6 protein-coding genes are annotated in these 6,424 nt (G+C 53.3%); 2 read left to right on the forward strand and 4 right to left on the reverse strand.

What is annotated here, in order from left to right:
• The first annotated feature begins 648 nt into the window (after positions 1–648).
• Entirely contained in the window at positions 649–2,052 is a 1,404-nt protein-coding gene (locus tag Q0294_RS02520; protein WP_299460597.1) for a DUF1501 domain-containing protein, read from the forward strand.
• A gap of 86 nt (positions 2,053–2,138) precedes the next feature.
• Here the strand turns inward: Q0294_RS02520 and Q0294_RS02525 are convergent, their stop codons facing one another.
• The 4 genes from Q0294_RS02525 to Q0294_RS02540 form a co-directional block, all read right to left on the reverse strand.
• The gene (locus Q0294_RS02525; protein ID WP_299460599.1) at positions 2,139–2,642 is read right to left on the reverse strand and encodes a hypothetical protein; all 504 of its coding nucleotides are present in this window, start codon (positions 2,640–2,642) and stop codon (positions 2,139–2,141) included.
• An 81-nt stretch (positions 2,643–2,723) separates the two neighbouring features.
• A complete protein-coding gene (locus Q0294_RS02530) occupies positions 2,724–3,647 on the reverse strand; it encodes a DUF1559 domain-containing protein (protein ID WP_299460601.1) in 924 nt (307 codons plus the stop codon).
• A gap of 280 nt (positions 3,648–3,927) precedes the next feature.
• The gene (locus Q0294_RS02535; protein ID WP_299460603.1) at positions 3,928–4,419 is read right to left on the reverse strand and encodes an NUDIX domain-containing protein; all 492 of its coding nucleotides are present in this window, start codon (positions 4,417–4,419) and stop codon (positions 3,928–3,930) included.
• 96 nt (positions 4,420–4,515) lie between these two features.
• Positions 4,516–5,412, reverse strand: a complete 897-nt coding sequence (locus Q0294_RS02540; RefSeq protein WP_299460605.1) for a HEAT repeat domain-containing protein — start codon at positions 5,410–5,412, stop codon at positions 4,516–4,518.
• A 125-nt stretch (positions 5,413–5,537) separates the two neighbouring features.
• Here Q0294_RS02540 and Q0294_RS02545 point away from each other — a divergent pair, with 125 nt between their 5' ends.
• Positions 5,538–6,401 carry an alpha/beta fold hydrolase gene (locus Q0294_RS02545; RefSeq protein WP_299460607.1) on the forward strand — a complete coding sequence of 288 codons (864 nt, stop codon included), beginning with the start codon at positions 5,538–5,540 and terminating at the stop codon, positions 6,399–6,401.
• The last annotated feature ends 23 nt before the right edge of the window (positions 6,402–6,424 follow it).

A 6,424-nucleotide genomic window follows, 5' to 3' on the forward strand; every position in this document is an offset into this window, starting at 1 on the left:
GTTCCAACCCGTGTTGCTGTAGGGTGCGGCCCTATGTGGCCGCCCGCAGGGACAGCGTGGTGTTTGTGCCAACGTTCGAACGCTTCAACTGGTCCCGTCCACAGGATAACAGAGTTGATTACCACCAGGCGGGCGAGCACATAGGCTCGCCCCTACGATGATGTAGCCGGATTTATCCAGACTCATACGAGTTTGCTTTTCGGGTTCGCTTCCTTGATCACAGTTGGATTGCCAACAGTGCCTCCCACATTGAAGACAGATCATACCCCCGTGAGCCAAAGCTCGGCCTGTCCGACGGTGCTCGTTCGATTTCAGAAAAACCGTTCCAACCCGTGTTGCTGTAGGGTGCGGCCCTATGTGGCCGCCCGCAGGGACAGGGTAGTGTTTGTGCCAACGTTCGAACGCTTCAACTGGTCCCGTCCACAGGATCACAGAGTTGATCGCCACCAGGCGGGCGAGCACATAGGCTCGCCCCTACGATGATGTAGGATCGGTTCGTTGTTTTTTATCCAATACACTCAAATCAGCTAATTTTCAGTCCATTATGGCGATCTCTCTGATAACGCTGAAAATGGTGTTGCAACTCTGTAGAAAATGGTATAATCCACACATCGATTTTGGTTTATACGAAACAGGGTGAGAGAAAACATGAACAAACTTGAAATGAACCGTCGGCAGGCGCTCATCGCGAGCGGCCTGGGCACACTCAGTCTCGGCATGCCGGGTATGGTGCTGGGGAGTGACAAGGTCGACGCGGCGGGCAACGCGGTCCGGGCCGAGAAGTCCTGCATCTTCGTTCTGCTGTGTGGCGGGCCGAGCCACCTGGATACCTGGGACATGAAACCGGAGGCACCGCTGGAATATCGCGGGCCGTATATGCCGATTGCCACCAAGGTTCCCGGCATGCGGATCAACGAGATGCACACGGAGCTGGCCAAGCTGACCGACGAGTTCACGCTGATTAATTCGATGTCGCATCCGGGGGCGATCAGCAATCACTTCGACGCGATGCACAATCTGCTCAGCGGCCAATCGGAAAAACGTGTGCAGCAGGGCATGGTGAATGAACAACCCTACCTCGGCTCCTATGTGGCGAAACACAAACCGAGCAAACGCAATTTCGTTTCCAACGCGTGGCTCATCAAATGCGTGGGGCCACCCGTCTTTTGCGCGCCGAACATCGGCATCGGCGGTTATCTGGGCTCGGCTTACGCGCCCGTGTTTGTCGGCTCGGCGGATAACCATCCGGCGATGAACGACTTCAAGCCGCCGGAGATTTACGCCGCTTATGATGAGGCTCGATTCGAAAAGCGAAAGGCTGTGCTGAGCAATCTGGAATCCAACCGACTGGACAAAGACCAGACAGTGAAGGACTGGTCGGACCTGCGCGAGAAGACCTACGAAGCGTTAACGCGAGCCGAAGGCCGCAAGGCGTTTAATATGAATGAGGAACCAGACAAAGTTCGCCAGCGGTATGGCATGCATCCCCTCGGTCAGAATCTGCTGCTGGCCCGGCGGATGGTGCAATCGGGCGTCCGTTTTGTGACCGTCAACGGCTGGACCGGACAGGCGGATCACGACAAGCAAGGCCCGCCCAGCAGCAGTTGGGACATGCACGGCGGCAACATGGGCATGGGCAACGCCTTCGGCAACGGCTCTTACGGTATGGGGTTCTGCCTGCCTCGTCTGGATCAGGCGCTGGCTGCTCTGCTCTCTGATCTCAAAGAGCAAGGCATGCTGGACAACACGCTGGTCGTTGTGACAGGCGAGTTCGGCCGCACCCCTAATGTTCTGAAGCAGGATCCACCCGGACGCCAGCACTGGCCGCGCTGTTTCTCCTCGATCCTCGCCGGCGCAGGCATTGCCGGGGGGCAAGTCTACGGCAAGTCCAACAAGTACGGCGAGTATCCCACGCACAACCCTGTCCGCCCCGAAGAACTGGCGGCGACCATCTACCATGCCCTCGACATTCCGATCAACGATCCCAAAGACCCCACCGGCATCTTACGCACGCTGACCACGGGTAAACCGATCATGGAATTGTTTGGCTGAGCGGATTAGAGGACAGAAAAGCGGGCAAACCATGATCCTGTCAGGTCTGTAAGCTGACAGGATCAGAATCGGTGTGAAATGCCTCATCACACATCTTTTTCCGGATGTGCATTCTTATCGGGAACCTTGAAATCCGGATTGACGAGTTGGAAATCGGCGTTCTCGGCTCCTGCCGGAGGGACGTCGAATTCCAGTGTCGTTTTTGAATTGTATTCCGCAGGAATCGGGTTGGGGCCGCGGCGGTCTTTTCCGGATTTGTCATAAGTCGGCAGAATTTCTTCGAACACGTCGAGCGTGATGATCACATCATTCGGCCCGACGACCGCCCCTGTGTCGCCGGTCATGACTACGGCAAGTTCGTAGTGGCCCTTGTCATCCGTTTTGCCGAATGACTCAGCCGCTCCTTTGGCCTCGCTGTCCGCCTCTATCGTGCGCGGACGAAACAGCACGGTGGCTCCCGGCAGCGGTTCGCCGTTCATCGTCACCGTCCCGGCAACAGACGCCAGCTTTACATCACTCGATCCGCATCCCGTGAGCCCTGTCAATGTGATGATCATCAGAAACAATCGAGGAATCAGAAAGTTGCTCATCTGTGAAAACACTCCTTCCAGGAAACTCGAATCATAAGCGTTCAATTCACCTGTCACATTCCAACGGATGAAAGGAGGAGATCACCACTCCCCGACGATTTCTTCTCCTTCAGGGGTTGCCAGACTTTGAAAGAGCGTCAAATCAATGTTTTCGCCCAGAAAGCGGCTTGAACCATCCGCCAATAGAACCTGCATTCCACCGACATGCATACTGCCCCAGCCTCGTTTGCAGGCGTTACTGCCCCCTGTACCTCCAATGGCCACACAACGATTATAATCGGGAATCAAAGTGCGACGCTGGGCCGTGAAGGACGACTGACTGTAAGAAGTGTAAGTATACGCCCAGAACGTCCCGCGGCGAGGCTCGGTTTTCGTATGATACTCTGCCACCATGATCGTATTCGTAGTCCCATCGGTAATCGTATTGAACTTCTCTACCGTGAAACCATTCATTCCAATACTGTGCAACACCCCCCGCCAGTTACTCGGGAGAGCCGATCCGTCGGCGTTGTCCATCCAGCCGCTCGTATCCGTTTTTCCAGAAACGGCGCGATAGGAACTCATGCGATACTGCTCTCCGCTGCCCGGTCCACTCGCCGGCTGCATTAATTTCCCGGCGTTCTTATCCGACGGGCAATTGTAGACAACCATGTTTTGTTCCCGAACAAACGCGTTAGGGGGATCTTCATTAAACGCGCTGGAATCATACTTTTGAAACAGCGGTGCCTGATCGAGATAAGGCAGGATGGCAATGGCCCAGTTGATCCCGCTTTTCGTTCCGCAACAGGCCCCGAGTGTGACGCCGCCCGGAGGAAACGAACGAAAGGTCTCGTGATAATTGTGCAGCGCTAAGCCAATCTGTTTGAGATTGTTCTTACACGAACTCCGTCGCGCTGCTTCGCGGGCCTGCTGGACTGCCGGTAACAACAACGAAATCAAAATCGCGATGATCGCGATTACGACCAATAATTCAATCAGTGTAAATCCGCGTTTCTGTTTATTCATGATTGGCCCCTGCTAAAATGAAATCAACGAAAGTGATCGCGTATCAACCAACACACTCATTCACCAAAATACACCCTTTCAATCAAAAGTATATAAAAATTTCACACAAGGGAGTTTGTTCGTCTCGCAAGTCAGAATTTTAGCATTGTTAAAAAACATAGGCCGATTGTTTCTGCATGCGTTTGCTTCAACATATCAATACCCTTACGTCTTGCTGGATCAACAGCAGAGTACCAAGAGCGGACAGAAAAGGGATTCGCCTCATCTCAATTTTTTTTGATCAGTCGCGTATGAAAACCGGTTCGGAATCGGCGTGCAATGCGTGCTCAACGATATTCGGCAGCGCACCGGGACGCAGAATTGCGTTCGTGATGTGCAGTGCTTCGCGCGACCACCATCGGATCGTTTTGAGTGTTTGACGTTCGCTGTCCGACATCCCGGCCTGATTGAGCTGCGGCGCATCAGCAACACGGCACACGAAGTACGTTTCGTGACTGAGCACCAGCCCTGCATCCGACAGGTTCAACGGTACTTCCCGAACGCCGACCTGCCTGCCGATGACGACGTTTGCCAGCCCCAGTTCTTCCTGCAACTCGCGCCGCAGTGCATCGAGGGGGAGCTCACCGGCTTCAATCCCCCCGCCGGGCGTCGCCCAGTAACAGCGCACATCAGGCCGCGCAGGATCAACCGGAGTCGAATCTGCATGCTGGATCAAAAGCACCTGATCCAGCGCGTTCAGAAGAATCGCCCGGGCTGACTGGCGTTGCTGCATGATTTGTTCCCGTTTCTACCAGATCAAAACGCACGTCACGTCATTGAATGTTCGAAAGAGAGAGAAGGAACCCTTTGCTCTTTTTTCAAATATAGTCTAAGGATGTTGATTCCATCCAGGTCTATTTTCGATCCAGTCAGTTGCTTTTCTAAAGATAGATTCCACTGGTAAATCCTCTGGCCTGTCACAGGGAGGAGGTTCAATCCCAACTTCAATCAACAGTCCTGACAGAGCAAACACTAAATTGGTGCGATCCTGCTTTGAAAGAGTTAAATGTGTTTCGATTAACGGATGTAAAATGTTGAGTCCCGTCGCATTATTCAACAGGGAGAGTGCACAGGCAGCGTTGATACGTTTATAAAATTGTTTCTCATTCAGGGCATCAAGTAAAAGTGGTAGTCCCGCGTCGGAATGTAAATACGCGAGCCTTTCAGCAGCGACTTTCCGCAACTCGAAATCGGGATCCTGTTTCAGGATTTTCAAGAGCAGTTCGATTGCCTCTTCACGTGGTAAGAAATAAATAATCTGCATCGCGGCACCGCGTCTGTCATCATTAGTCTCTTCAAAATAATGCGTATAGTCCTCTTTGGACTGAAACCCGCCCAGCCCGGCGATCGCACAAAATATCGCAGCTAAGGTTGTTGGGAACGATTCGGTCTTCAATCGCTCGAATAGAGGGCTTAACCAGGCAGGATCACCACTCTTTCTGATCTCATGAAAAGCGGTTACCTGGATGAGATTGTTGTCACTGTCGCACTGTGACCAGAGAAATTCTCTCCATTTCTCACTCCCCTCTTCTAACGATGACAACTCCGTTTGAAATTCCTTTGTACCACCATCGCATAACAAAACTAATTCACCCGCATTGGAGCCAGAGTCACTCATTCCCGCCCCTCTCTCTGAAATTTCACTGCACGTTAAAAATGAAGTTACCGTAAAGTGAGACTCACCATACTGCATTTCCCGAATCAAAACCAACATTATTTCTAACATTCGACCTGATCCTTGAACCGTTCCCGCAGGATGCGGTAATGTAGTCGTATCAGACAGACTGCCAAAAACCATAAGACGAATTCAGCCAGATCCACATCGAGCCTTCAGAGCACAGGAAAAACATAATGCGAGCCAGAGTCAACGGAGCCGAGATTTATTTTGATGTCGATGGCATGGGGCTGGTCCCTGAGGTTGATCGCATGGTCGAGCGTCCCGTTCTGTTTCTGCTGCATGGCGGGCCAGGCAGCGATCACTCGAGTTTTAAACTGAATTCCGCGCCGCTGCGCGATACGGTGCAACTGGTTTATGTAGATCATCGCGGTTCCGGCCGCAGTGCCCCCGCTGATCCTGCGACTTACACGCTCGACCAGAATATCGATGATGTCGACGGACTGCGCGACCACCTGGGGCTGGAACGCATTTCGGTCCTCGGTTCCTCCTACGGCGGCATGGTGGCGCAGGGTTATGCGATTCGTTATCCCGAGCGGGTGGCAAATCTGATTCTCGTCGCGACGGCTCCCAGCTATCGTTTTCTGGAAGACGCCCAGCGCATTGTCAGCGAACGTGGCACCCCCGAACAACAGCGCGTCTGTCAGTGGCTGTGGGAGGGAAACTTTCAGTCGCAGCAGCAGGTTTACGAATATTACAAAGCGATGGGGCCGATGTACTCGACGAAGTTCGACGCCGGGAAGCTGGACAAGAGCTGGCCGCGTGGCATCCGCAACTTCGAGCAGCTCAACGCCGGCTTTCGCGGTTTTCTACAGACGTACGACTTCATCGACCAGTTACCTTCAATCACCTGCCCGACCCTGGTGCTGGGAGGCGCACACGACTGGATCTGTCCGCCAAATCATTCCGAACTCATCGCAGAAAAAATTCCCCGCGCCCACCTGAAAATCTTCGCCAACAGTTCCCATTCCATTGCCGACGATGAACCCGAAGCCTATCTGACCGCCGTCCGTGGATTTATGACCTACTGTAATTCCTAAGAACCCGCTCCCAACACATTAAC

The organism is uncultured Gimesia sp. (assembly GCF_937919775.1).
Taxonomy (GTDB): Bacteria; Planctomycetota; Planctomycetia; order Planctomycetales; family Planctomycetaceae; genus Gimesia.